The sequence below is a fragment of the Fictibacillus sp. Mic-4 genome (assembly GCF_049843615.1).
GTDB classification, from domain to species: domain Bacteria; phylum Bacillota; class Bacilli; order Bacillales; family Fictibacillaceae; genus Fictibacillus_A; species Fictibacillus_A gelatini.
Genome location: NZ_JBBHZM010000084.1, coordinates 1 through 2,711 on the forward strand (window position 1 = coordinate 1; position 2,711 = coordinate 2,711).

The 2,711-nt window shown below is 54.0% G+C and carries 1 rRNA gene; it reads right to left on the bottom strand.

The window, feature by feature from the left end:
* Positions 1-6 precede the first annotated feature (6 nt).
* Positions 7-2,711, bottom strand: a 23S ribosomal RNA gene (locus WD019_RS21485); the annotation flags it as partial.

The window sequence follows — 2,711 nt, forward strand, 5'->3', positions numbered from 1 at the left end:
TTACATAAGGATAAGCCCTCGACCGATTAGTATCTGTCAGCTCCACGTGTCGCCACGCTTCCACACCAGACCTATCAACCTCATCATCTCTAAGGGGTCTTACTCACTTGACGTGATGGGAAATCTCATCTTGAGGGGGGCTTCATGCTTAGATGCTTTCAGCACTTATCCCGTCCACACATAGCTACCCAGCGGTGCCCCTGGCGGAACAACTGGTACACCAGCGGTGTGTCCATCCCGGTCCTCTCGTACTAAGGACAGCTCCTCTCAAATTTCCTGCGCCCGCGACGGATAGGGACCGAACTGTCTCACGACGTTCTGAACCCAGCTCGCGTACCGCTTTAATGGGCGAACAGCCCAACCCTTGGGACCTACTTCAGCCCCAGGATGCGATGAGCCGACATCGAGGTGCCAAACCTCCCCGTCGATGTGGACTCTTGGGGGAGATAAGCCTGTTATCCCCAGGGTAGCTTTTATCCGTTGAGCGATGGCCCTTCCATGCGGAACCACCGGATCACTAAGCCCGACTTTCGTCCCTGCTCGACTTGTAGGTCTCGCAGTCAAGCTCCCTTCTGCCTTTACACTCTGCGAATGATTTCCAACCATTCTGAGGGAACCTTTGGGCGCCTCCGTTACGATTTGGGAGGCGACCGCCCCAGTCAAACTGCCCGCCTGACACTGTCTCCGAACCGGATCACGGCTCCAGGTTAGAATTTCAATACAGTCAGAGTAGTATCCCACCGACGCCTCCACGTAAGCTGGCGCTCACGCTTCTCAGGCTCCTACCTATCCTGTACAAACTGTACCAAAATCCAATATCAAGCTGCAGTAAAGCTCCATGGGGTCTTTCCGTCCTGTCGCGGGTAACCTGCATCTTCACAGGTACTATAATTTCACCGGGTCTCTCGTTGAGACAGTATCCAAGTCGTTACACCTTTCGTGCGGGTCGGAACTTACCCGACAAGGAATTTCGCTACCTTAGGACCGTTATAGTTACGGCCGCCGTTTACTGGGGCTTCAATTCAGAGCTTCTCCCAAAGGATAACCCCTCCTCTTAACCTTCCAGCACCGGGCAGGTGTCAGCCCCTATACTTCGCCTTGCGGCTTCGCAGAGACCTGTGTTTTTGCTAAACAGTCGCTTGGATCTATTCACTGCGGCTCTCTCGGGCGATAAACCCTACCAGAGCACCCCTTCTCCCGAAGTTACGGGGTCATTTTGCCGAGTTCCTTAACGAGAGTTCTCCCGATCATCTTAGGATTCTCTCCTCGCCTACCTGTGTCGGTTTGCGGTACGGGCACCTCTTTCCTCACTAGAGGCTTTTCTTGGCAGTGTAGGATCAGGGACTTCGGTACTCTAGTTCCCTCGCCATCACAGCTCAGCCTGAGCGATGAACGGATTTGCCTATTCATCAGCCTAACTGCTTGGACGCGCATTTCCATTCGCGCGCTCTCCCTACCTTCCTGCGTCCCCCCGTCGTTCAAACGGAAAGGAGGTGGTACAGGAATTTCAACCTGTTGGCCATCGCCTACGCCTTTCGGCCTCGGCTTAGGTCCCGACTAACCCTGAGCGGACGAGCCTTCCTCAGGAAACCTTAGGCTTTCGATGGACAAGATTCTCACTTGTCTTTCGCTACTCATACCGGCATTCTCACTTCAAAGCGCTCCACCAGTCCTTCCGGTCTGACTTCACTGCTGCTTTGAACGCTCCCCTACCACTGTACCGAAAGGTACAATCCATAGCTTCGGTGATACGTTTAGCCCCGGTACATTTTCGGCGCAGAGTCACTCGACCAGTGAGCTATTACGCACTCTTTAAATGGTGGCTGCTTCTAAGCCAACATCCTGGTTGTCTGGGCAACTCCACATCCTTTCCCACTTAACGTATACTTTGGGACCTTAGCTGATGGTCTGGGCTGTTTCCCTTTCGACTACGGATCTTATCACTCGCAGTCTGACTCCCGCGGATAAGTCTCTGGCATTCGGAGTTTGACTGAATTCGGTAATCCTGTGGGGACCCCTAGTCCAATCAGTGCTCTACCTCCAGGACTCTTGCCGCGAGGCTAGCCCTAAAGCTATTTCGGGGAGAACCAGCTATCTCCGTGTTCGATTGGCATTTCACCCCTACCCACACCTCATCCCCGCACTTTTCAACGTGCGTGGGTTCGGGCCTCCATTCAGTGTTACCTGAACTTCACCCTGGACATGGGTAGATCACACGGTTTCGGGTCTACGACCACGTACTTAGTCGCCCTATTCAGACTCGCTTTCGCTGCGGCTCCGCTTCTTCAGCTTAACCTTGCACGGGATCGTAACTCGCCGGTTCATTCTACAAAAGGCACGCTGTCACCCGTTAATGGGCTCCAACTACTTGTAGGCACACGGTTTCAGGTTCTCTTTCACTCCCCTCCCGGGGTGCTTTTCACCTTTCCCTCACGGTACTGGTTCACTATCGGTCACTAGGGAGTATTTAGCCTTGGGAGATGGTCCTCCCGGATTCCGACGGGGTTTCACGTGTCCCGCCGTACTCAGGATCCACTCTGGAGGGAACGAAGTTTCGACTACAGGGCTGTTACCTTCTCTGGCCGGCCTTTCCAGACCGCTTCATCTACTCCGTTCCTTTGTAACTCCGTATAGAGTGTCCTACAACCCCAGAGGGCAAGCCCTCTGGTTTGGGCTGTTTCCGTTTCGCTCGCCGCTACTTGGGAAATCGC